The sequence below is a fragment of the Plantactinospora mayteni genome, assembly GCF_016862935.1.
GTDB lineage: Bacteria > Actinomycetota > Actinomycetes > Mycobacteriales > Micromonosporaceae > Plantactinospora > Plantactinospora mayteni.
In genome coordinates this window covers 25,518-48,337 of sequence record NZ_BONX01000041.1, presented here as the reverse complement: position 1 = coordinate 48,337, position 22,820 = coordinate 25,518, and the positions used below count along the sequence as shown (strand labels likewise).

Annotated in this window: 22 protein-coding genes; 9 read left to right on the top strand and 13 right to left on the bottom strand. The window is 71.5% G+C overall.

Translation table 11 applies throughout. The features are described from left to right. The first annotated feature begins 1 nt into the window (after nt 1). Both Pma05_RS28425 and Pma05_RS28420 read left to right on the top strand, forming a co-directional pair. On the top strand, nt 2-553 hold the full coding sequence (locus Pma05_RS28425) for a DUF6286 domain-containing protein (protein WP_203860561.1): 552 nt from the start codon (nt 2-4) through the stop codon (nt 551-553). Nucleotides 554-575: 22 nt separating this feature from the next. Further along, nucleotides 576-1,178, top strand: coding sequence for a hypothetical protein (locus Pma05_RS28420; protein ID WP_203860560.1), 603 nt, complete (start codon nt 576-578; stop codon nt 1,176-1,178). 115 nt (nt 1,179-1,293) lie between these two features. Here the strand turns inward: Pma05_RS28420 and Pma05_RS28415 are convergent, their stop codons facing one another. Beyond that, nucleotides 1,294-1,695 (bottom strand): GntR family transcriptional regulator, encoded by a 402-nt coding sequence (locus Pma05_RS28415; RefSeq protein WP_203860580.1) that lies wholly within the window; start codon nt 1,693-1,695, stop codon nt 1,294-1,296. Nucleotides 1,696-1,761: 66 nt separating this feature from the next. After that, nucleotides 1,762-2,235, bottom strand: coding sequence for a MarR family winged helix-turn-helix transcriptional regulator (locus tag Pma05_RS28410; protein WP_239313285.1), 474 nt, complete (start codon nt 2,233-2,235; stop codon nt 1,762-1,764). Nucleotides 2,236-2,313: 78 nt separating this feature from the next. Here Pma05_RS28410 and Pma05_RS28405 point away from each other — a divergent pair, with 78 nt between their 5' ends. Further along, a complete protein-coding gene (locus tag Pma05_RS28405; protein ID WP_203860559.1) occupies nt 2,314-2,688 on the top strand; it encodes a cupin domain-containing protein in 375 nt (124 codons plus the stop codon). 148 nt (nt 2,689-2,836) lie between these two features. Here Pma05_RS28405 and Pma05_RS28400 read toward each other — a convergent pair whose 3' ends face one another. The 6 genes from Pma05_RS28400 to Pma05_RS28375 form a co-directional block, all read right to left on the bottom strand. Continuing rightward, entirely contained in the window at nt 2,837-3,520 is a 684-nt protein-coding gene (locus tag Pma05_RS28400) for a response regulator transcription factor (protein WP_486357909.1), read from the bottom strand. After that, nucleotides 3,517-4,923, bottom strand: coding sequence for a histidine kinase (locus Pma05_RS43590; protein ID WP_203860558.1), 1,407 nt, complete (start codon nt 4,921-4,923; stop codon nt 3,517-3,519). The genes Pma05_RS28400 and Pma05_RS43590 overlap by 4 nt, the downstream gene beginning before the upstream one ends. Before the next feature lie 25 nt (nt 4,924-4,948). Continuing rightward, complete coding sequence (locus Pma05_RS28390) at nt 4,949-5,788, bottom strand: ABC transporter permease (protein ID WP_203860557.1); 840 nt, start codon at nt 5,786-5,788, stop codon at nt 4,949-4,951. After that, nucleotides 5,785-6,780 carry an ABC transporter ATP-binding protein gene (locus tag Pma05_RS28385; RefSeq protein WP_239313283.1) on the bottom strand — a complete coding sequence of 332 codons (996 nt, stop codon included), beginning with the start codon at nt 6,778-6,780 and terminating at the stop codon, nt 5,785-5,787. Before Pma05_RS28385 ends, Pma05_RS28390 begins: the two co-directional genes overlap by 4 nt. Before the next feature lie 140 nt (nt 6,781-6,920). Further along, nucleotides 6,921-7,337: a hypothetical protein gene (locus Pma05_RS28380; protein ID WP_203860556.1), complete on the bottom strand. Its 417-nt coding sequence runs from the start codon at nt 7,335-7,337 to the stop codon at nt 6,921-6,923. Further along, a complete protein-coding gene (locus Pma05_RS28375; protein ID WP_203860555.1) occupies nt 7,337-8,422 on the bottom strand; it encodes a trypsin-like serine peptidase in 1,086 nt (361 codons plus the stop codon). Before Pma05_RS28375 ends, Pma05_RS28380 begins: the two co-directional genes overlap by 1 nt. A 370-nt stretch (nt 8,423-8,792) precedes the next feature. Here Pma05_RS28375 and Pma05_RS28370 point away from each other — a divergent pair, with 370 nt between their 5' ends. Beyond that, a complete protein-coding gene (locus Pma05_RS28370) occupies nt 8,793-10,352 on the top strand; it encodes a M28 family metallopeptidase (protein WP_307836917.1) in 1,560 nt (519 codons plus the stop codon). A gap of 163 nt (nt 10,353-10,515) precedes the next feature. Here the strand turns inward: Pma05_RS28370 and Pma05_RS28365 are convergent, their stop codons facing one another. The 3 genes from Pma05_RS28365 to Pma05_RS28355 all read right to left on the bottom strand — a co-directional run bounded on the left by Pma05_RS28365 (nt 10,516) and on the right by Pma05_RS28355 (nt 13,978). Beyond that, nucleotides 10,516-10,977, bottom strand: coding sequence for a hypothetical protein (locus Pma05_RS28365; RefSeq protein WP_203860554.1), 462 nt, complete (start codon nt 10,975-10,977; stop codon nt 10,516-10,518). Nucleotides 10,978-11,235: 258 nt separating this feature from the next. Then, nucleotides 11,236-12,033 (bottom strand): SAM-dependent methyltransferase, encoded by a 798-nt coding sequence (locus Pma05_RS28360; RefSeq protein WP_203860553.1) that lies wholly within the window; start codon nt 12,031-12,033, stop codon nt 11,236-11,238. 247 nt (nt 12,034-12,280) lie between these two features. Then, nucleotides 12,281-13,978: a cellulose-binding domain-containing protein gene (locus Pma05_RS28355; protein ID WP_372441569.1), complete on the bottom strand. Its 1,698-nt coding sequence runs from the start codon at nt 13,976-13,978 to the stop codon at nt 12,281-12,283. Between the two features lie 495 nt (nt 13,979-14,473). On the opposite strand from Pma05_RS28355, the gene Pma05_RS28350 reads away from it, so the two are divergent. Then, the gene (locus Pma05_RS28350; RefSeq protein ID WP_239313281.1) at nt 14,474-15,553 is read left to right on the top strand and encodes an NAD-dependent epimerase/dehydratase family protein; all 1,080 of its coding nucleotides are present in this window, start codon (nt 14,474-14,476) and stop codon (nt 15,551-15,553) included. A 48-nt stretch (nt 15,554-15,601) separates the two neighbouring features. Here Pma05_RS28350 and Pma05_RS28345 read toward each other — a convergent pair whose 3' ends face one another. Then, nucleotides 15,602-16,771, bottom strand: a complete 1,170-nt coding sequence (locus tag Pma05_RS28345; protein ID WP_239313279.1) for a sulfotransferase family protein — start codon at nt 16,769-16,771, stop codon at nt 15,602-15,604. A gap of 76 nt (nt 16,772-16,847) precedes the next feature. Between Pma05_RS28345 and Pma05_RS28340 the strand changes: the two genes are divergently transcribed. Next, nucleotides 16,848-17,963 carry a MerR family transcriptional regulator gene (locus Pma05_RS28340; protein WP_203860551.1) on the top strand — a complete coding sequence of 372 codons (1,116 nt, stop codon included), beginning with the start codon at nt 16,848-16,850 and terminating at the stop codon, nt 17,961-17,963. Between the two features lie 8 nt (nt 17,964-17,971). On the opposite strand, the gene Pma05_RS28335 is transcribed toward Pma05_RS28340, so the two are convergent. Continuing rightward, nucleotides 17,972-19,288, bottom strand: a complete 1,317-nt coding sequence (locus Pma05_RS28335) for a glycoside hydrolase domain-containing protein (RefSeq protein ID WP_203860550.1) — start codon at nt 19,286-19,288, stop codon at nt 17,972-17,974. Nucleotides 19,289-19,537: 249 nt separating this feature from the next. Between Pma05_RS28335 and Pma05_RS28330 the strand changes: the two genes are divergently transcribed. Genes Pma05_RS28330 through Pma05_RS28320 form a run of 3 tightly spaced genes read left to right on the top strand, consistent with a single transcriptional unit; the run spans nt 19,538 to nt 22,808 of the window. Then, nucleotides 19,538-20,623 (top strand): Bug family tripartite tricarboxylate transporter substrate binding protein, encoded by a 1,086-nt coding sequence (locus Pma05_RS28330; protein ID WP_203860549.1) that lies wholly within the window; start codon nt 19,538-19,540, stop codon nt 20,621-20,623. Then, complete coding sequence (locus Pma05_RS28325) at nt 20,623-21,264, top strand: tripartite tricarboxylate transporter TctB family protein (RefSeq protein ID WP_203860548.1); 642 nt, start codon at nt 20,623-20,625, stop codon at nt 21,262-21,264. Before Pma05_RS28330 ends, Pma05_RS28325 begins: the two co-directional genes overlap by 1 nt. Beyond that, complete coding sequence (locus tag Pma05_RS28320) at nt 21,261-22,808, top strand: tripartite tricarboxylate transporter permease (protein ID WP_203860547.1); 1,548 nt, start codon at nt 21,261-21,263, stop codon at nt 22,806-22,808. Before Pma05_RS28325 ends, Pma05_RS28320 begins: the two co-directional genes overlap by 4 nt. Nucleotides 22,809-22,820: the final 12 nt, after the last annotated feature.

The window sequence follows — 22,820 nt, the reverse complement described above, 5'->3', positions numbered from 1 at the left end:
GATGCGCCTGGTCAACCGGCTCGCCGCACTGCTGCTCGGCTGCGCCCTGCTGGGTGGCGGGCTGCTGCTGATCGTGGAGGTCTTCGCGGTGGCGCTGGGCCGTGAGTCGGTGGTCGTCGACCGGGCGGCCTGGTACCGCACGCTGACCGGTACCCGGCTGGAGGATCCCTGGGTGCGGGCCGGGATCGTCGCGGTCGGCGTACTCGGGCTGCTGATCCTGTGGGGACAGTTGGTCCGTTGGAAGCCCAACCGGCTACCCACCCGGCTGGCCGACGGCTGGCACCTGCAACGCCGGTCGGTGGAACGGCAACTGGCGACGGCCGCGAACGCGGTACCCGGAGTCGATTCGGCGAGCGCCCGGGTTCGACGCGAGGGCCTCGGCTGGCGGACCCGGATCCGGGCGGTCGGCGACGCCACGGTCGGCCAAGCGGTGGAGTCCACGATCCGGCGCGAACTGGAACGCCTCGGCGCCTCGCCACACGACCACGTCGGCGTGCAGATGGTCCGGTCGGGCAGCCGGCCACGGGCCGACGTACCCCGGGTGGAGGGCTGATGCGGCAACCTGGGGAGCCGGCATGACGAACAGGGCCATCCGGCTGCTCTGGACGGTGGTCGGCCTCGTGCTCACCGCCATCGGCGTGGTCGGGCTGATCGCCAGTCTCGGACACCTGGCCGGGGTGGACAACAAGGCACCACTGCTCTGGTCGGGTCTGCTCCGCACCTGGCGCGACCTCGACCCGTGGGGCCTGGTGATCCTCGGCCTACTCGGGTTCTTCTTCGCCTGGCTGGGATCGAACCTGCTCGGCCGGGTGCTCCGGGCCCGCCGGTACCCGGTGCTGGGCGACCTCGACCTGCGGTCCGTCACCGGTCTGGCCGCTGCCGCCGGCCCGGCGCTGCCCGGCGCCACCCGGATCCGGGGTGCCCGGCTGGTCCGCGGCCTCGAACGCGACCTCGCCCGGGATCCGCAGGTCCGCCGGGCCTCGGTCACGCTGGCCGGCACGGCGCCCCGGCCGGAACTCTGGATCGAGTTGCAGCTCAACTCCCGGGCCGGGCTGACCGCCGTCCGGGATCACGTGGCGGCGGCGGTCGAGCGGTTCCGGACCACCTCCGGGCTGGTGCCGCGCCGGCTGGAGGTGACCGCCCGGATCGACGCCGCCAGCCCGGTCCGGGTGCACTGACCCGCCCCGGCCGGCGGACGACCGGGGGCACCGACAGCGGGCAGTCGGGCAGGGCGGATGCGCGGCGGTGTCGGTATCCGGTGCCGGTCAGCGGCACGGCGGGTGGCTCGGACGATCAGGCCGCTCCCTCGGCCCGTTCCGGATAGCCGCGGCGTACCTCCGTGTTGACCAGGGCCAGCACGTCGTCGGCGGTCAGCCCGGCCGCGCGGGCCCGGTCGACCCAGGCGGTGAGCTGGTCGCGCAGCACCGGGTGGTCGGGCAGCGCGGCCACGGCGACCCCGGTGCGGACGAAGGTGCCTCGTCCGGGGTACGCCTCGACCAACCCACCGCGCTCCAACTCCCGGTACGCCTTGAGCACCGTGTTCGGGTTGATGGCGAGGTGGGCCGACGCCTCCTTCACGGTGGGCAGCCGGTCACCGGGATGCAGGGTACCGACCCGGAGGGCGTGGGCGACCTGTCGCACCAGTTGCAGGTATGTCGGAATTCCGGCGTGACGGTCCAGATAGAACTCCAGCACGCCGTACATCTTAATTATCTATGGTGTTAGTGCAATAAGTTGCCCCGTAACAGGGCCCACGCTCGCCTACCAGAGGGGACGCAGCGGCGGCGGTGAGTCGCCGGCCAGGTGCCGGACCAGCCGACTCAGCTCGGTACGCAGCGCGGCCAGGTCGTCGGCGCCGATCCCGGCGGCCAGTTCGGCCTCCAGGGCGTGCAGCACCCGGCCGGCGACCGCGAGGTGTTCGATGGCCCGCTCGGTCAGCACGACCAGCCGGCGCCGCCCGCCACTCGGATGCGGCGCCCGGCGTACGTAGCCGCGCCGCTCCAGGTCGTCGACGAGTTGCCCGGCGGCCTGCTTGGTCACGCCGAGCCGCTCCGCCAACTCGGTACCGGTGGTGCCGCCGCCGCGCAGCACCTGGAACGCCAGCCCGTGCACCGGCCGCAGGTCCGGGTAGCCGGCCTCGGCCACCCGCCGGACGAACTCGGCGAGTACCAGTTGGAAACCCATCCCGAGCAGGAAGGTCAGCTCGGTACGCGCCAGCGGGTCGTCTGTGGTCACAGCCCATCTTGACACGCCTGAGTCAAGTTGCTTTACTCGCCGCACAAGTAAAGTCACTTGACTCAGGAGGAGAACGACATGATCGTGGTGACCGAGAGCGAGAGCCGGACGACCCGTACCCCGAGCGGGGCGGTGTCCGGGCTCGCCGCACCCAGTCAGGGCAGCGCCGAGCTGGCCACCTGGCGGGTCCGGATGGCCCCCGACGCCGCCGGACCGGTGCATGCGATCGACCGGGAACAGGTCTGGATGCCGCTGGCCGGATCGTTCGCCGTCACCGTGGACGGCCGGACCCGGGTGGTCGGCGCGGGCCAGGCGGCGATCCTGCCCGCCGGGGTGGTCCGGCAGATCCGGTCCGGTGCCGAGCCCGCCGAGGCACTGGTCTGCATGCCGGTCGGCGGCACCGCCACCGTCCCGGACAGCCCCGAGCCCCGGGAACTGCCCTGGGCCCGCTGAGCGACGGCCGGGCCGCACCGCCGCCGGACGAACATCAGCGGCGTGTCGGGGCGTGGCTACTGCCGGCGGCGGGGTCGTCGGCGTTCGGCGGCGAGTCGTCAGAGGTCGTCGGCGGGTCGTCGGCGTTCGGCTTGGCTGAGGGCGGCGGTCAGAGCCAGCCGTACCGGCGGGCGATGGCCACCGCCTCGTGCCGGTTGGCGGCACCGACCTTGCCGGCCGCCGACGAGAGGTAGTTGCGCACGGTCCCCGGAGAGAGCGAGATCCGCTGGGCGATCTCCTCGATCGGCGCGCCGTCGGCCGCCAACTCCAGCACATCGGCCTCGCGGGGCGTGAACGGGCTGTCCCCGGCGCTGATCGCCTCGGCCGCCAACTGGGGATCGACGTACCGGCCGCCGCGGTGGACGCTGCGGACCACGTCGGCGAGTACCTCGGCGGAGACCGTCTTCGGCAGGAAGCCCCGTACCCCGACCGAGAGCGCCCGCTTGAGGTGCCCGGGCCGGCCGTGGCTGGTGACGATCATCGTCCGACAGCCCGGCACCTCCGCCCGGATCGCCTCGGCGACCGCGATGCCGTCCAACTCCGGCATCTGGAGGTCGAGCATGGCCACGTCGGGCCGCAACGCCCGGGCCAGCGACAGCGCCTGGGTGCCGGTCGCGGCCTCGCCGATCACCACCAGGTCGTCGTGCAGCCCGAGCAGCGCGGTCAGCGCGCCACGGATCAGGTGCTCGTCCTCGGCGAGCAGGATCCGGATCGGCTCCGGCGCGCCGGTCCCGGCCCGTTCGCCGGGCAGCACGGCGGACTCCGGCTCCGGCTGTCCCGGCCGGCCGGTCACGATCGGCCCCGCTGCGCCGGGGCGGGATCGGGCGTCGCACCGGACGGCGCCGCGGCGGCCGACGGAGAGACGATCGACGGGGAGGCAGCCGGCAGGGAGGCGGCCGAGGGAGAGACGGTCGACGGTGGCGCCTCGGTGAGCGGCAACCGTGCGGTCAGCCGGAACCGGTCCCGGCCCGGTCGGGTGGCCGTCACCCGGCCGCCGAGCGGCGCCAGCCGCTCACTGAGCCCGAGCAGGCCGTTGCCGAACGCGGGCGGGCCGCCTGGGCGTACTCCGTCGTTCTCCATGACCAGGGTCACCAGGTCCCCGTCGGGCGGGTCGGGGGCATTCCAGGAGGGGTCGTCGTCGGGTGGGCCGGCGCCGTCCGGGTCTGCTGTCGGTCGACCCCGGCGCAACGAGACGGTGCAGGTCAGCGCCTCGCTGTGCCGCAACACGTTGGTGGTGCCCTCCCGGACCACCCAGCCGAGCGCGCTCTGCGCCTGCGGGCTCAGGTCGTGCCCCTCCCCCAGTACCCGGCACCGCACCCCCGCCGAGGTGAGCACGGCACGGGCGCCGGCCAGCTCCGCGTCCAGGTCGGCGGAGCGGTAGCCCCGGACCACCTCGCGTACCTCGGTCAGCGAGTCCTGCGCGATCCGGCGTACCTCCAGCATCTCCTGCACGGCCCGGGGCCGGTCCCGCTTCGCCAACTGCGCGGCCAGTTCGCTCTTCAGGGCCACCACCGCCAGGTTCCGGCCGAGTACGTCGTGCAGGTCCCGGGCGAACCGCAGCCGCTCCTCGGCCACCGCCAGCCGGACCTGGTTGCCCCGGGACCGTTCCAGTTCCCAGAGCACCCCGAGCATCCACAGCGAGCACCGGAAGGCGACGAGCAGTACGAGGAAGCCGAAGAACAGCATCCAGACCGACGACAGCAGCAGCCCGGCCGGCGCCCCGTCGAGCAGCCCGACCAGCAGTACGACGCCGGCCAGCCCGACGGCCCCGGCGAAGGCGTACCGGGGTGGGGTCACGGTGCAGAGCGCGCCGAGGAAGTAACACGAGACCAGCACCGTCACCGGCAACGTCCACCCGGCGGAGCCGGCCAGCGGAGGCGTCAGCGCGTCGGTGACCTCGGCGGCGACGATGGTGACCAGGGTCAGCGACCCCGCGCTCACGACCAGCCGGGTCGGGCGGTCCCGGCGACCGAGGAAGTGCCCGACCCCGGCCCGTACGGCGAGCAGGCAGAGCACCATGTGCACGCTGCCGAACCCGAGTACCGCGATCCGGCCGGCCGTCGGCCAGCCGGCGGCGGTCGCGTTGAACAGCGCGATCGGCTCGGTCACCAGCACCAGATAGAGGGTGGCCCGGGTGAGCAGGTCGAACCGCTCGGGCTGACCGCGTCCGCCCCACCAGCCGATCAGCTCACGCATCCCGGGCCCCCTCCGTCCGTCTGGACTAGCGTCGCGTGTCCCAGCGGAACCAGCGGCGGGTCGCCGAGACGCCGACGGCCAGCCACAACAGTACGATCAGCGCCGGTCGCCCGGCCTCGGCCAGTACGCCGACGAAGTCGCGCGGCGCGTCGGCGCCGGTGGTGCCGACCCAGCCGAGCCGGACCAGTTCGAGCACCGGAGTCAGCGGCAGCATCTGGAACACCCTGGCGAGGCCGTCCGGCAGCGAGTCCACCGATCCGGTGACACCAGAACCGATCATCGACAGGATCAGCACCGGCATCGTGGTGATCTGTGCGGTCTCCACCGTCCTGGTGACGCCCGACGACGCGACCGCGAGCAGGACGAAGACGGCGCAGCCGGCCAGCATCGCGACGAGCAGCAGCGGGAGGTTGACCGGCACCGGTAGGCCGAAGAAGACCGTTGCCGCGACGACGGTGAGCAGCACCTGCGCCAGGGCCAGCGCCAGGGCCGGCACCGCCGTGCCGACCAGGATCTCGACGTCGGTGACCACCCCGGTACGCAGCCGCTTGAGCACCCGCTCCTCGCGCCGCGCCACGTAGGTGGTCACCAGGTTGTAGTAGACGACGTAGAGCAGGAGAAAGCCGAACATGGTGGTGGCCAGCAGCGCGCCGGTGGAGACGTGCCCGTCGGCGGTGACGAAGGTCGCGAAGAGCGCCACCGTGGCCAGCGGCAGCAGCAGCGCTGTGGCCGCGGCGGTCCGGTTACGCAGCAGCAGGGCCATCTCGGCCCGGCCGAGCGCGCCGATCCGGCGCAGGCTCACCGGGCCGAGCCCGAGCCGCCGGACCAGGCCGCCGCCGCTGGTCGTCGTCGCCGGTGCCGTCATCGGACCTCCTCCTCGACGGATCCGCCGGACTGCGCCACCGCGAGGAACGCCTCCTCCAGGGACGCGGCCCGGGCGTCCAGCCCGGCCAGTTCGAGGCCGCGCCCGTTGGCCCAGCCGAGCAGCGCGGTCAGCGCGGGTTGCAGCGCGTCGGTGTAGAGCGTCAGCCGGCCACCGGTCGCCGCCGGCGCACCGACCGGCGGCGGCTGGGCTCCGGGCAGCGCCGGCAACTCCGCCGGGTCGAGCCCGTCCGGCAGTGCGAAGCCGATCCGCGCCGGGTGCGTCGCCACCACCTCGTCGACGGTACCGGCGGTGACGATCCGACCCCGGTGCATGATCGCCAGCCGGTCGGCGAGCTCCGCCGCCTCCGCGAGATAGTGCGTGGTCAGCAGCACCGTGATGCCGTCGACGAGCAGCGCCCGGACCAACTGCCAGGTGTTGTGCCGGCTCTCCGGGTCCAGCCCGGTGGTCGGCTCGTCGAGGAAGAGCACGTCCGGGCGGCCGAGGATGGCCATCGCCAGGTCGAGCCGGCGCCGCTCGCCGCCGGAGAGCTGCTTGACCTGGGTACGCGTCCGGTGGCGCAGGTCCACCAGTTCGAGTACCCGGTCGACCGGTTGCGGGTCGGGCAGCGTACCGGCCCACATCCGGGCGGTCTCCGCCACGGTCAGGTCGGCGGGGAAGCCGCCCTCCTGGAGCATCACCCCGGTCCGGGACCGCACCGCCGCCCGGTCCCGGTACGGGTCCCGCCCGAAGACCCGGACCGTGCCGCCGCTGGGCCGGTCCAGCCCCTCGACCAGTTCCAGCGTGGAGGTCTTGCCCGCGCCGTTCGTGCCGAGCAGCGCGAAGAGTTCGCCCCGGCCGACCGAGAAGGAGACCCCGCGCACCGCCTCGAAGCCGCCGCTTCCGCCGTACCGCCGTCGCAGGTCGGTGACCTGGACGACGGTGGGGTCGGGTGGTGCGAGCCCCGGGTCGGTGGCCGTCATCGTCTGGTTCATGGATCGATTCTTCGGGCCACCGACCACCGGCGGCAGTGCCACCGATCACCACTTTCCGTGCGGGGCACCCGGTCGTACCCGTGACGAATGTCAGTCGCGGCGCGGCGAGGTGCCCGGGCTCCGGCGTACCCGGGCGAGGGTCAGGAGGCGGGGACCACCGGGACCGGTCGCGGTGGCCGGGTGGAGAGGTCGACCACCCGGGCGGTGCCGAATGGCGTGCCGAGCGGTACGACGGTGCTCTCGACCCGCGCCGAGTTCGGCACCTCCTCGGCCGGACCCGGGGCCCGTTCCCGGACCCAGACCAGCAGGCCCAACTGGTCACCGTCGCGGCTCTGGTCGACCCGGTCGATGCCGTCGGCCAGCGCCGACATCCCCACCCGGATCCGCAGTTCGCGATCGGCGGGCTCCGGACCGCGTTCGAGGGTGAGGCTCAGCGCCGGAACCACCCGGGACGAGGCCGCGCCCGGGTCCGGGTCCGCACCCGCACACGCCGCCGGCGTTGCCGCCACGGTCGAGAACACGACCATGGCGGCAACCCGGCGGCGTACTGAACGCATCAGCTCAGGTTACGCACCGCAGCGTAGAGATTCGACACCCCGTCACCGAAGTACGGCCCGTAGATCTGCGTCAGGTCGTTGCCGACGTGATAGCTGTTGACGCTGATCGTGTAGCCCGAGTTGCCGTTGAAGTCGGACAACCAGGCGCCACCACTGCCACCGCCCTGGATGGTGCAGGCCAGCTTCAGGTCGCCGGTGATGATGAACCGGCGCGACGTCGCGCCGTCGCAGGTGATCAGGTCCTCGCCGTCGAACGGGGAGTTCAGCGGGAATCCGAAGTGCCACACCGACGGGGTGGCCGGTCCGTTGATCCGGATGCCCTGGCTGCCCGTGACGTCGGCGAGCCGGCGTCCGGCGTTCAGGTGCATCACCGCGACCCCGACGTCGTACGCCCGGTCACCGTTGTTGATCCAGCCGTTCAGCGACCAGAGTTCCCGGGCGGTCCAGGTGCCGAGCGGCCGGTCACCGTAGTAGTAGTCCGGGATGAAGGTCCAGTTGGTGTTCTGCCAGCCGCCGCCCGGTCCGCCGTGCACGCAGTGCCCCGCGGTGAAGACGGTGTTCCGGGCCTCGGTGGTGACGACCACGCCCGAGCAGTGCCAGAGCCCTCCGTTGTGCTGGTAGAGCACCTTGCCGTTGGTCAGCGACACGAAGTCGTGCCGCCACGGCCAGGAGGTACCGGTCGCGCCCGCCATCACGGACGCGTCGCCCCGGGCGGCCTTGGCCGGCCCGGCAGCGGACTGTCCGTCGAGGTTGGACGCGGCGGCCCGCGGCGGCAGACCGGCCACGGCGGTCTCCCCGAGTACGGAACTCTGCGCGGTCTTGCGGAGTTCGGCGAGCGAGACGCCGTTGTCGGCCGGCCTGGCCGCGGCGATGCGCTCCTTCGTCCAGAACCGGGCCAGGGCGGTCTCCGGAGTGCTGCCCAGCGCGGCGGCCTCCGGGCTGAGCCGGACCGAGGTCGAGATGACCCCGGCCGGGTTCACTGGCGCGGCCGCGGCGCCCGCCGTCGTCAGCGTCGACGACAGTGCGGTGGCGGCCAGGATGACGATCGTCGCGATGGTGGTCCGGGGAGATGGTCGTAGTCGCATGGATGTCCCATCTGATGCGAGGCAAATCAGGACCGGCTCTCGAGTGCCGCACCGAAGCTATCGAGGGACGTTCATATTGTTCTGTCGCCTGAACGGCAGTGTCGGAAAACCCGCTGGGCCGCACGAATCGCGGCCGTCCCGGCATCGTCGAGTGGCGATCTCGGGGGAGTTCGCCCCAATTCGGGGCAGGCGGGGATTTCGACCCGGGGCTATTGCCGCCGCGCCGCCGGATCGCCACGCTGCTGATCGCGGATGAAAGTCGTCGATGCGACGGCCCGCCCGACCGGGGCGGCGGTGACGACGTCCGCGCCCCGCGTACCGCCGATCGGCGGCGCCCGGGTGGACCAGATCCCTGACCCTGGGAGGGCATGTGAACCGCCGTCTGCTCCGCTGCCTCACCGGCGCCGTCCTGGCCGCCGCCAGCGTGGTCGTACCCGCCGGGGCCGGCCCGGCCGGAGCCGGGCCACCCGGCACCGCCGTCGACGACTCCGTCGGGCTGCTCGCCGCGCCGGACATCGCGCTGGCCAACGTGCGGGCACACCTGGCCCAGTTCCAGTCCATCGCCACGGCCAACGGCGGCAACCGGGCACACGGCCGCCCCGGCTACCTCGCCTCGGTCAACTACGTCAGGGCCCAACTCGACGCCGTCGGCTACAGCACGGCGGTGCAGTCGTTCAGCTACAACGGCGCCACCGGCTACAACCTCGTCGCGGACTGGCCGGGCGGCGACCCGGACGACGTACTGATGACCGGGGCGCATCTGGACAGCGTGACGGCCGGGCCGGGCATCAACGACAACGGCTCCGGCTCTGCCGCGATCCTGGAGGTCGCGCTGGCGGTCGCCCGTACCGGCCTGGCGCCCGAGAAGCACCTGCGGTTCGCCTGGTGGGGCGCGGAGGAGTTGGGGCTGCGCGGCTCGCAGTACTACGTCGACAACCTGCCGGCCGCCGAACGGGCGAGGATCGGCGGGTACCTGAACTTCGACATGGTCGGCTCGCCGAACGCCGGCTACTTCGTCTACGACGGGGACAACTCCGACGGCGTCGGCTCCGGCCCCGGCCCGGCCGGCTCGGCGCAGATCGAGCAGACGATCCAGGCGTACTTCGGCTCGATCGGGGTGCCGACCCGGGGTACCGACTTCGACGGCCGCAGCGACTACGGGCCGTTCATCCGGGTGGGCATCCCGGCCGGCGGTACCTTCACCGGCGCCGAGGGCATCAAGTCGAGCAGCCAGGCCACGCTCTGGGGCGGTACGGCGGGCAGCGCGTTCGACCCGTGCTACCACCGGGCCTGCGACACCACGAGCAACATCAACGACACCGCACTGGACCGGAACGCCGACGCGGTCGCGTACACCGTGTGGACGCTGGCCGGTACGCCGGCACCACCGGGAACCACCGTCTACAGCGACACCTTCGAGACGGCGACCGGCTGGACCGTCAACCCCGCCGGCACCGACACGGCGACCGCCGGCCAGTGGGCCCGGGCCGATCCGGCGGCCACCAGTTCGGGGGTGGCGACCCAGCTCGGCACGACCGTCAGCGGCAGCTTCGACCTGGTGACCGGCCCGCTCGCCGGCAGCGCCGCCGGAGACCACGACGTGGACGGTGGGGTGACCAGCGTCCAGTCACCGTCGATCAGCCTGCCGGCCAGCGGCACGTTGACGCTGGAGTTCTCCTGGTATCTGGCACACCTGACCAATGCGAGCAGCGCCGACTACCTGCGGGTCCGGGTCGTCGGCGGCAGTACCGGCACGGTGCTGAACGTCGCCGGGGCCGCCAGCAACCGGGCCGCCGCCTGGCAGACCGCGAGCGCGAACATCTCGGCGTTCGCCGGGCAGAGCGTCCGGATCGTGGTCGACGCGGCCGACGCCGGCGGGGCCAGCCTGGTCGAGGCGGCCGTGGACGACGTACGGATCACCCGGAGCTGAACCCGGACCGGCCCGCCGGGACGGGGCCACAGCATCGTCCCGGCGCGCCGAAGGGATGCGGTGACCCGGCAGCCTGCGAGCAGGGCGTGGTTGGTGTTCGAGTACGCGAAGGCCGAACCCGGCGGTTCGAACGTTGGAGGGAACTGGTGGGGTGAGCCGCAGGTCAGTAGTCCAGCTCCGGCGGGTCGACCATGGCCTGGGCGATGGTCGGGTACCGCTGCTCGTCATCCTGGTCCGGCCCGGGCACCAGCCACGGGAACGTCACGCTTTCCCCTTGGAGGAAACTGGCCACAGCGTCGGGTAGGCGGATCTCCGGGTGCCTGGGGTCGTCCCCCTCGAGTACCCCGCACACCACCTGGAACATCTGGCGGTCCATCGCGTCCCGCCGTTGTCCGACGTCTGCGCGGGGCACCCACCGCAGGTTGTTCGGGTCTATCCGGGTCCCGGTGATGTCCTGGTGCAGCGGCAGTACGCCGTACCGCTCATTACCCTGATCGTCGTTGATGGCCCAGGGCAGCACCAGGACGAGGTGCTCTGCGGTGACGCGGAACCGGAAGCCGAGGAACCGGCGCTCGGGCTTGTTGCCGATGCACGCGTAGACGATGTCGCCTGGTGATGCGAACACAGGTCGCCTCCCCGCCGCTGCCGAGCGCCCTGCCGCAAAGTGTAGAGAGGACGACTACAGTCCCGTGAACGTGCGGCTACCCGACGGGAAAAAACGGATGCTCCACACGGTGCCGTCGAGGCATGATCGTTCGTTCGGTCCAGCATGCGTGGATGTGGTGGTCACGGTCGAGGACATCGATGTCTGGGGTGCGGATCTGTCGGCGTTGACCGGAGGATTGGGCTGGTTGTTCGCCCGTCCGGAGCCTCGGGAGACGCATCAGGGTTTGCGGGCCACGGCGCCGTAGGCATCGATGTGCTCGGCGTCGGAGTCGTCCGGGCGCCACCGGGTGATCGGCACCAGCCCGGGTTCCACCATGGTCAGCCCCTCGAAGCAGCTCGCGAGCTGCTCTGGGCTGCGCAGGATATAGGGGGCTCCGCCGCTCTCCACCAGCTTGTCGGCGCCGTCGACCACTGCCGGGCTGGTGTCGCTGCCGTCCCAGAGCACCAGGTGGCTGCCGGAGGCGAGGGGCTCCAGCATCCGGCCCACGATGGAGCGTACGACGTCCAGGTCGGGCTCGTAGCCCAGCACCCCCATGAACATCACCGCGACCGGCTCCCGGAAGTCGAGCGCCTCCGCCGCCTTGGCGAGGATCTTCTCCGGGTCGTGGTAGTCGGCGTGCACGTAGTTGGTCAGCCCCTCCAGTGTGGTGCTGGCCAGCAGGGCGCGGGCGTGTACCAGCACCATCGGATCGTTGTCGACGTAGACGATCCGGGACTCGGGCGCGACCCGCTGGGCGACCTCGTGGGTGTTCTGCATGGTGGGCAGGCCGGTACCGACGTCGAGGAACTGCCGGATGCCCGCCTCGGCGGCCAGGTGGCGCACGGCTCGGATGAGGAACCGCCGGGACTGCCGGGCCATGACGACGATCTCCGGGTAGACCTCCGCGACGGCGGCACCGGCGGCCCGGTCGGCCTGGAAGTTGTCCTTGCCGCCCATCCAGTAGTTCCAGATCCGCGCCGCGTGCGGCACCTCGAACTGCAACCTGGCAGCGAGCTCGGGATCCAGGTCGGCCATGGCCAGCTCCAATGTGAGGGGACCGTCGGGTGCGAAGATCGATCGCGCGGGCCTGGCTGAGCGGATCCGCCGGGCCGACAACGAGATCGAATCGTACCCGCGAGGGCGGTCGTGAGTCTTTCTCACCCCGCGACCCTCTCCGATCGTCGCGGCACCGTGAGTTCCGGAGCGAGTTGTCGGCCGGTGCGGGTCCGGGCCCGTGACGGACGGATCCGCCGCGGGCCCGGGCCGGGTGGTGCTGCTGCCGTCAGTTCGGGGCGTGCACCCCGTTGGCGGCATAGTCCCTGGTAGCACCACGGACGTACAGCTCGGCCGACGACTGGCTGCCGGAGAGGTACTGCCGGACGGAGCCGGCGAACGGCGTGGTCGAGGCGTTGCGGCCGTACACGTCGGTGTAGACCGTGGTCGGGCCGGTGTTCCGCACCGCGAAGGTGCCCGGCCGGAACTCCCGCAGGGTGCCCTTGAACGGCGAGCGCGGGTCGTCCCAGGCGAGGTTCTGCCCGGCCTGGCGGGCCTGGTTGCAGTAGTCACCACCGGCAAGGTTCGTGTAGCACAGGTCCACGATCCGGCCCAGGTTGTTCGGCTTGCCCGGGTCGTAGTAGCGCGACGGGTTGACCACGTAGAACAGCGGCGCGACGCGGAAGTTCAGCCCGGAACCCGTTATCTGGAAGTCGGAGAACCAGAAGTCGTCCATGTCGGACACGGTGAACGGCACCGGGTTGGGGTAGAGCGGGTCGTAGTGGGTACGCCCCTCCCGGATCGCCTGCACGCAGCCCGGCTCGGTGATCAGCCGACCCAGCGACCGGGTCTCCGACGGCGAGTCCGCCGGCACCGGGGGCCCGACGTTGATGAACGCGCCGCCGAAGCCCGGGCACTCGCTGGGGCTGAATCCCCCGGCCCGCCCGAGCGGGATCAGCGCGCTGAACCGGGCCTCGGTGACCTGGCCGCCGTTGCTCGCGGCGCAGCGCTGGTTGAACAGCAGCTCGTGGATGTTGTTGGTGAACGCGTCGGGCGAGTGGGTGCCCTGGTGGAACTTGAGCAGTACGTCGCAGGTCGCGATCGTGGTGCCCTGCGGCGGGAAGAAGCTGCTGCCGTTGTCGCCCTGGATCACGTTGACGTTGTTGACCGACAGCACCTTGTGCCCGACGTGGTCCTCGTGCCGGTGGCTGTGCTCGGGCATGCTGTCCATCATCACTTCGCTGGTGTAGCCGAAGGCGGGCCAGCCGGCGGTGCCGTACAGGTCCGACTGCCTCGGGTCGTCACCGTGTTCGTGGCCGAAGTTGCAGCCACTGGGATCCCGGTTCGGGTGCCAGGTCGGGTAGACCTTGCCGTCCGGCCCGTACGTCCAGTAGCGGGCGTGGATCTCGACCGAGCACTCGCCGGCCCTCGGCAGGTACCCCTTCTCGTTGGCGGTGGCGATCAGGTCGTACGCCCGGCTGGTCTGCGCACCGGTCGGCGGCAGCGCGGTACCCCAGGTCGGGTTGCCGGGCGGCGCCGAGGTCGGCGGCGGGGTGGGTGGCGACGTCGGCTGCGTCGGTCCGGTGGTGGGGTTGGGGCCGGGGGCTCCGGTGCAGGCGGTGCCGTTCACGGCGAAGCTGGTCGGCGCGGGGTTGCTGCCGTTCCAGGAGCCGTTGAAGCCGAACGAGACGCTGGCTCCGGTGGCAATGCTGCCGTTGTAGCTGGCGTTGCGGGCGGTGACCTGGCTACCGCTCTGCGACACGGTGGAGTTCCATGCCTGGGTGACCCGCTGGCCGGCGTCGTAGCTCCAGGTCAGCGTCCAGGAGCTGATCGGGTCGCCGACGTTGGTGACGGTGACCGTCGCGGTGAAGCCGCCCTGCCATTGCGAGCCGACCGTGTAGGTGACGCCGCAGCCGGCGGCTGCCGCCGCGGGCCCGGCGAGGGTGATCGCCGCTCCGCCGGCGGCGACCACGGCTGCCACGGTCACGGCTGACCACAACCGGGACCGGGGACGATGTAGGCGCATTGCTGGTCCTCCGAACGATGGTGGGTGAATCGACGGGAACGTGGCTCCCGACAGGTGTGCTGGACGGCGGGGACCGGGGCTGTCCGCCCGGTGGCGGGCGCGAGCCGCATCGGATCACCGGAGCGGCCGGGCGGGACCCCGGCGGGGTGCCGGCGTATCACCATCGATTGATTTCCATCTATGTTACTGGCCAGGTCGGGGCTGTCAACGCGTATCGGCTGGTCCGGCCAGAATTAGATCGACATGGATGGATGAATGACCTGGGCGGCGCCTACCCGGCCTGAGCGGCGTCTACCGGCCTGAGCGCGTTTACCGGCCCGATCGCGTTTACCGGCCCGATCGGCGGGAACGGCTACGCCATGAGTGTTCGGGGGGCCGCGCCATGAGTGTTCCGGGGGCCGCAATGGGTGTTCGAGGGGCCGACGGCCGAACCGACCGGGACGGCGAGGCCGACCGGTGACGCCGGCCCGGGGCGGCACCGGCTCGGGGCTGCGGGTGGTGGTGGTCGGCGCGACCGGCAACGTCGGAACGAGTCTGGTCGAGACGCTCGGCCGGGACCCGGCGATCGGCACGATCGTCGGGGTGGCCCGCCGGCCGCCCCGGTGGCCGGCCCCGAAGACCGAGTGGGCCGAGGCGGACATCGTCGCCGCCGACCTCGTCGAGATCTTCGACGGGGCCGACGTCGTGGTGCACCTCGCCTGGCTCTTCCAGCCCACGCACCGGCCGCTGACCACCTGGCGGGTCAACGCCGTCGGCGGGCGGCGGGTCTTCGCCGCGGCGGCCCGGGCCGGCGTACCGGCGCTGGTGCACGCCTCCTCGATCGGCGCGTACTCGCCCGGGCCGAAGGACCGGCCCGTGGACGAGAGTTGGCCGACCGACGGCTGGCCCACCGCCGGGTACACCAGGGAGAAGGCGTACCTGGAGCGCGCCCTCGACGCCTTCGAGCAACAGCATCCGGAGATGCGGGTGGTACGGCTACGGCCCGGGTTCACCTTCAAGCGGGAGGCCGCCAGCCAGCAACGTCGACTCTTCACGGGCCCACTGTTGCCGGGTCGGCTGGTGCGGCCGGGGATCGTACCGGTGCTCCCCGACCTGCCCGGACTGCGGTTCCAGGCCCTGCACACGGCCGACGCCGCCGAGGCGTACCGGCTGGCGGTGCTGCGCGACGTGCGCGGCGCGTTCAACGTGGCCGCCGAGCCGGTCGTCGACGGACGCCTGCTCGCCGACATCCTGCGAACCCGGCCGGTACGGCTGCCGGCCGGCCCGGTCCGCGCCGCACTCGCGCTGGCCTGGCACCTGCACCTGGTGCCGGCCTCCCCGCACCTGCTCGACGCGGTACTCCGGCTGCCGGTCATGGACACCACCCGGGCCAGGACCGAACTCGGCTGGACACCCCGGCACAGCGCCCGGGAGGCGATCGAGGAGTTCCTGCACGGACTGCGCAGCACCAGCGGGATGCCGACCGCGCCGTTGACGCCCCGGCTGAGCGGCGGCCGGCTCGCCGAAGCCGGAACCGGCATCGGCCAGCGCCCCTGACCAGACACCCCGCCGGACCCCGCGAATCTGGTCAGGATCTCGCCGCCGCTACGCGTATCCCATGGCTGGGACGACACCGTCGAGTGCTCGTTCGACGAGTTCGCGGGTTCCAGGGTCGAATTGGTCGTTGCGATTCTCCAGCCTGTGTGGCTGGAACGTCGACCTGGTCGCGAAGTCGTCGACGCCGAGCCGTTCGAACAGAGCGCGGCGCTGCTCGGGCCAGTCGGCGGCGAGATCCTCGGCCCTCACCTCCACATATCGCCGGTCCGTCAGATCGACCGTGGTCTTCCAGCCGAGCCATCGGTCATAGAGCGGCTTGAGCCAGGCGAGCGCGCCGTCGACCGTGGGCGGTGCCCATGGCTGGTCGACGTGTGACGCGACCACCGCGACCGGGTGGCGCTTGATGTGGACGATGGTCGCCTCGGGGACCAGCTCCCAGAGGAAGTCCATGCACAGAAGGTTGAACGGTGTCTTCTCGCACCAGGTCGGCTTTCCCGCGTCGGCGGCCGCTCCGCCGAACATCGTGTCGACTGCGCGACGAAGGATCCCGAGCAGTTCGCGCCGATCGCCGAAGTATCTCGGGACCGCCCGCCGGTACTTCTGAGGCTCGAACGGACCGGCGGGCCAGTCGGCATGCCCGAAGCCTCCGGCGGGCACAGGCTCGTCGAACGTACACGCGACGAGCTCCGACCACAGCCGTCCCACCGCGTCCCAGTAGTGCCGCTCGCCGATGGCCGTGGGAACGGTATGACCACGATCCCTGTCGCGCCCGCCGACCAGTCGCACCGTCAGGATGTCGCTCAGCCTGCGGAGGGCGTCGTCCCCGACGTACGGGTCGTATCGGATCGTGAGCGCATCCGCCAGGTCTCGCAGGCCACCCGGATCGACGATGAACCGGGTCTCGATCGGAATCCTGTGGATCTGCGGGTGTTCGCCGAGAATGTTCGCGAGCTGCGACGTTCCCGAACGACCCGTACCCGCTACGAAGATCGGTGAGGGGGCAGACATGGCGTACAGCCAAGCCTCGGCACCGCGCCCGCGCAACGAAATATCCCGCTCGCCCGATTCCGCCGGCCGCTGGCTGCCCGGCTGCGCGTCTTCGAGAAGAACCGCCGGCCCGCCGCTACGAGAAGACGGCTGGACCCCGACGTCGCGCTGCAGATGTGGGCAGACAACACCGATCAGTACGACGGCTACTACCGGTTCTGGAATTGGCACACCCAAACCATCGGCACTCTCTGCCAGGAACGACGCGCTTGACCCTCACGTGGCGTCATACCGCATTGTCGGTGGCGTGGAAGTGCACCTGACTGTGGGACGCGTGGCCGGGTTGGCCGGCGTGAGCGTCCGCACGCTGCATCACTATGACGAGATCGGCCTCGTGCAGCCGTCCGCGCGGACCGCGGCCGGGTACCGGGCCTACTCCGCAGGTGACGTGGAGCGACTGCGGGAGGTGCTCGCCTACCGGCGGCTGGGTTTCGGATTGCGCGAGATCGTGGATCTGGTGGACGACCCGACCACCGACGCGGTCGCACATCTGCACCGGCTGCGCGGCCTGCTGCTGGAACAGCGCGACCGCGCTGCCGCCATGGTGACGGCCATAGACAGGGAACTGGAGGCACGGGCAATGGGGATCAGGACGACGCCGGAGGAACAACTGAAGGTGTTCGGCGCGCAGTTGTACGAAGCCATCGGGTCCGCGTACCCAGCGACGCGGCGCACCGAGCCGCGGATCGCCGCGCGGATCTGGGATGCGCTGGGCGACGCACGGACGGTACTGAACGTCGGGGCCGGTACCGGCTCCTACGAGCCTCCCGACCGCGATGTCACGGCGGTGGAACCGTCGGCGGTCATGCGCGCACTGCGCCCCGCGGGCGCGGCGCCGTGCGTGGCCGCCGCTGCGGAGAGCCTGCCGTTCGAGGACCAGTCGTTCGACGCCGCGCTGGCCTTCAGCACCGTTCATCACTGGCACGACCCGATCGCCGGGCTGCGCGAGCTGCGGCGCGTGGCCCGCCGCGTGGTGGTGTTCACACACGACGCCAGTGACACCGGCTGGCGTCACCGGTTCTGGCTCACCCGCGACTACCTGCCCGAGGTCGCCGGCCTGGTCGCCGGCCGGCCCTCGGTGGACCAACTGGCCCGCGCGATCGGGGCCCGCCTGGAGCCGGTGCTCATCCCGTGGGACTGCGCTGACGGCTTCTTCGAGGCGTACTGGCGCCGACCCGAGGCGTACCTGGAGGAACAGGTACGCCGGGCGATATCGGTGTGGACCAGAGTCGGGCCGGAGGCCGAGCAGCGGGCGGTACGCACACTCCGCGACGACCTTTCCTCAGGCCGGTGGGCCGAGCGCAACCGCGAGCTGGACGCTCTCGACGCGGCAGAGCTCGGCCTCCGTCTCCTCGTGGCCTGAACCGCGACTCAGACCCGGGTGACCCGGACCGCGTCGGCGATGACATAGCCGGTGCCGCTGGTCCAGCGGCTCACCCCCACCCGGTCGGCGTCGCCTGCGGCCAGCGCGAAGACGCCGAGCGACACCCACTGACCACCGGTGAGGCGCTGGTTCACCCGTACTGTCTGGTTGCCGCTGGTGGTGGCGACGACGAACGGGGTGGAGTCGTTGTATCCGGCGTCGGAGGCGTACCAGACCGAGACCTCGTAGCTGGCGGTCGCCGGGATGTTCACCCTGTACCAGGCGACGTCGCTGGACGAGACCGGGTCGGCGAACCGGTAGTCGGCGCCGTACCGCTGGCTGGAGTAGCTGGACGTGCCCCAGTTCGCGCTCGCGGTGAACCGGCCGGCGGTGCTGTTGTCGACGATGCTGCTCCAGACCGGTGGCGGCTCACCGCCCCCGTTGGCCGAGACGTCGAGATAGTTGCGGTCGATCCGCATCTGCACCCCGCCCCAGGTCTCGTAGACATCACCGGCGTACTGGTGCAGCCGTTGGTGGTTGGCGTAGTACTCCGCCGGGCAGTACGGGCCGGCGTCGAGGTTCGCCGCGTCGTTCCACCAGGCGAACCAGAGCTGGTCCACTCGGGTGTAGGCCGGGTCGTTGTACGCGCCGCACAGGTCCGCGACCCCGGACGAGCCGCTGGAGTACATCCCCGAGAGGTAGCCGAGCGCGTGCAGCCGTTCCGTCCAGCCGGACAGGTACGACAGCACGGCGGCCCTGCATGACGCGTTCGACGGGTAGTGCTCGATGTCGTTGTAGATCGTGCTGCCGGCCATGATGCCGAGGGCCTGTGCGGCGCTCACCGCGCTGGTCGCCCGGCTGGCGCCCTGGGATCGCGCCGTGGCCGGGTCGCCGGACATCTTCGGCGTCCGGGTGCCGCAGGGGGCCTGGCGGTCGAGTTCGATGGGGATCAGGCGCCAACCGTTGTTGGTCTGGTTGGTCACCCAGCTCGCGGTCAGGTTGGGTTGGGAGCACGAGCGGCTGGCCCCGCTGATGTAGATCCCGACGGCCCGGTACGGCGAACTGGCTCGCCAGGTGTTCATGGTGGACTGGGACGGGGCGGCGCAGGTGTCGAAGCCCCTGCCGACGAAGGTGCCGGGTTGCGGACCGGCCGCCGCCAGCGGGGCGGCCGGGGCGGCGACCCGGTAGCCCTGGTAGCTCACCGTCCGGCTGCCCTCCGGCGGGACCGGTTCGGCGGCGAGACCGCCCCGGGCCGGCAGGACCGCCATCGTCGAGCCGGCGACCACGGCGGCGAGGCCGGTCAGGCCCGCCATGGTTCTCTTCATCCGAGCCTCCTGGAGAAATCCTTACCCGCAGCCGCAATGTTTGGAAAATTCCTACCAGATATCGACGCCGACCGCTAGGCGGCAGCGCCCGCGGCTCCGGCCGCTCCGACAGCCTTGGCAGGCCCGTGACCACAAAGACCACAACGAACTCCATGACCGTAACGGTGACGGCCGTCACCTCTGCCGGAAGCATCTACGCAACCCAGCGGTAACGCTGTGGCAACAGCCGCACATGTCGAGGAGAGACCGATGAGAGACCTTCGGAACGCGCCGGGCCGGCTCCGGGGCGGCTCCCGCCCGCCCGGCACCCCTGGCCGGGTCACGGGTGGCCGGCGGGTCGCGGCGCTCGCCTGCGTACCCCTGATCGCGCTCGCCGCGGCCGGCTGTGGCCAGAACGGGGACGGGGGCGGCGACGCCGAGGCCGTGAAGTACCCGACCCGGACGATCCAGTTGATGGCGCCCGCCGCACCCGGCGGAGGCTGGGACAGCACCGCCCGGGCGCTACAGAAGACGCTGACCGACGGCAAGCTGGTCACCGAGTCGATCGAGGTGACCAACGTGACCGGTGCGGGCGGCACGCTCGGCCTGTCCCAACTGGTGACGAAGAACAAGGGCGACGCGCACCACCTGATGGTGACCGGCCTGGTCATGATCGGCGGGGTGGTGACCAACAAGTCCCCGGTCAACCTCGGGCAGACCACGCCGATCGCCACGCTCACCGCCGAGCAGGAGGTCATCGTCGTACCGGCGAACTCCAAGTACCAGACGTTGCAGGAGTTGATGGCCGACGCCAAGGCCAACCCGGCGTCGATCAACTGGGGTGGCGGCTCCGCCGGTGGCACCGACCAGATCCTCGTCGGACTGCTCGCCAAGGCGGCCGGTGCGGACCCGAAGGCGATGAAGTACGTCGCCTACTCCGGCGGCGGCGAGTCGAAGGCCGCGCTGCTCTCCGGCGACCTGACCGCGGCGGTCTCCGGCGCCAGCGAGTACGCCGACCTGGTCGCCGGTGGCCAGGTGCGTGCCCTCGCGGTCTCCGGCGCCACCGGCATCGACGTCGGCGCCGGCAAGCCCGCCCCCACCATCAAGGAATCCGGGTACGACGTCGAGCTGATGAACTGGCGCGGACTCGTCGCCGCACCGGACATCTCCGACGGCGAGCGGGCCGCCATCATCGAGATGATCGACAAGGTGCACTCCTCGGAGCAGTGGAAGCAGACGCTGGCCACGCAGAAGTGGGACGACTTCTACCGCAGCGGTGACGAGGCGAAGACGTTCTTCGAGCAGGAGAGCACCCGGATCACCCAGGTCCTGACCGAGATCGGACTGGCCGGCTGATGCCGACTGAGTCACAGACCCGGACGGGGGCGGTCGAGCCGGCCGCCCCCGTTCCGGCGCCCCGGGGAGCCCGGATCCTCGGGACCGTACTGCTGGCGGGCGGGCTGTTCCTGCTCTGGACGGCGTACCGGGCCGCCGACGGCGACTACTCGATCTCCGGGCCGTGGCTGGCCCCGCTGGTGGTGACGACCGGCTGGGTGGTGCTGGCCGCCTGGTACCTGGTCACCCAGTTCCGTACGCCGCCCCGGCCCGAGCCTGCCGTCGCAACCGAGTCTGCTGCCACAACCGAGCCGGCTGCCACAACCGAGTCTGCCGCCCTGACCGAGCCGGACGCCACGACCGAGCCGGACGCAGCGGCTGAGCCGAACGCCACGACCGAGCCGGACGACGAGCCCGTGGCGGCCGTACGCTGGCTGCCGCCGGCCCTGCTCAGCGCGGCGCTGCTCGGCTACGTGCTGCTGCTCGACCCGGCCGGCTTCGTGCTCGCCTCGGCGGTCTTCTTCGTGGCCTGCGCCCGGATCCTCGGCAGCCGGCAGTGGATCCGGGACGTCGCGGTCGCGGTGCCGCTCGCGTTCGCCATCTACTACGGCTTCACCCAGGGACTCGACATCACGCTGCCGGCCGGGGTGTTGCCGCTGTGAACATCTTCGGCGACCTGCTCGGCGGCTTCGGTACCGTCCTCGAACCGCAGTACCTGCTCTACGCGGCGATCGGTGTCACCTTGGGCACCTTCGTCGGGGTGCTGCCCGGGATCGGGCCGGCGCTGACCATCGCGCTGCTGCTGCCGGTCACCTTCAGCCTGGACGACCCGATCGGCACGTTCATCATGTTCGCCGGCATCTACTACGGCGCCATGTACGGCGGCTCCACCACCTCGATCCTGCTGAACACCCCGGGCGAGTCCGCCTCGGTGGCGACCGCGATCGAGGGGTACCAGATGGCCCGGCGCGGTCGGGCCAGAGCCGCGCTGGCGACGGCGGCGATCGGCTCGTTCGTCGCCGGGACCATCTCGACGCTGCTGCTGACCCTCTTCGCCAAGCCGGTGGCGGCGCTCGCGGTCGAGTTCCGCGCGGCGGACTACTTCGCACTGGCCCTGCTGGCGATGGTCGCGGTCACCGCCCTAGTCGGCCGCTCCCTGGTCCGGGGCCTGATCTCGCTCGTCCTCGGCCTCTTCCTCGGCCTGGTCGGGCTCGACGAGCTGACCGGGCAGGCCCGGTTCAGCTTCGGCACCCTGGAACTGCTCGACGGCATCGACGTGGTGGTGATCATCGTCGGGCTCTTCGCCATCGGCGAGACGCTCTACGTGGCGAGCCGGCTGGGACAGCTACCCGACCGGGTCACCCCGCTCGAACCGGTCAAGGGTGGCTTCGGCTGGCTGAGCCGGCAGGACTGGGCGCGGTCCTGGCGGCCGTGGCTGCGCGGCACCGCCGTCGGCTTCCCGTTCGGCGCGCTGCCCTCCGGCGGCGCCGACATCCCGACCTTCCTCTCCTACACCTACGAACGGCACCGGGCGAAGAACAAGGCCGAGTTCGGCAAGGGGGCGATCGAGGGGGTCGCCGGGCCGGAGGCGGCGAACAACGCGGCCTTCTCCGGGGTACTCGTGCCGCTGCTCACCCTCGGCATCCCGACCTCGGCGACCGCGGCGGTGATGCTGGCGGCGTTCCAGATCTTCAACGTGCAGCCGGGACCGCAGCTCTTCGACAAGTCCCCGGAACTGGTCTGGGCGCTGATCGCCTCGCTCTACGTCGGCAACGTACTGCTGCTCCTGCTGAACCTGCCGCTGATCCGGCTCTGGGTGAAGGTGCTCCAGATCCCCCGGCCGATCCTCTTCGCCGGCATCCTGGTCTTCGCCACCCTCGGCGTCTACGCGGCCACCAACAGCGTGATCCAGGTGCTGATCGCGTACGGGATCGGGGTGCTCGGGTTCTTCATGCGGCACTTCGAGTTCCCGATCGCGCCGGTGATCCTCGGCGCCATCCTCGGCCCGATGATGGAACTCCAGTTCCGCCGCACACTGGTGCTCTCCAACGGGGACCTGAGCGTCTTCGTCACCCGACCGCTCACCGCCGTACTGCTCGGGCTGGTCGTGGTGGCGCTGCTGGTGCCGTTCCTGCCCCGGATCGTCGCCCGGTTGCGGGGCCGGCCCGCCACCGCCCAGCGGCTCGCCTTCGGCGAGGACGACTGACGGCCGGGCACC